Annotated in this window: 1 protein-coding gene; it reads right to left on the bottom strand. The window is 67.5% G+C overall.

Annotated elements, in window-relative coordinates:
- Window positions 1-255, bottom strand: a 255-nt coding sequence (locus AC0L2X_RS32635) for a 1-acyl-sn-glycerol-3-phosphate acyltransferase (protein ID WP_473601241.1), incomplete at both ends; no start/stop codon positions are given.

Genomic DNA, 255 nt, shown 5'->3' with positions numbered 1-255 from the left:
ATGGAAATAGGCGGCCAGGATCGGCACGTCGGCCATCCGGGCGATCTTCAGGAAGCCGGCCTTCCACTCCTTCACCGCCTTTCGGGTGCCCTCGGGGGTGATGGCGAACCACATCTTCTCGTTGTTGCGCAGCAGGTCCACCGCCTGGCCCACCGTGCCCTGCGGCGAGCTGCGGTCCAGCGGGATCACGCCCAGCTTGTGCAGCAGCGGCCCCAGCGGCCACCAGAACAGCGAGGCCTTGCCCAGCACCTTCAC

The sequence above is a fragment of the Mesorhizobium sp. WSM4828 genome (genome assembly GCF_055811175.1).
This window is presented reverse-complemented; position numbering and strand designations above follow the sequence as displayed.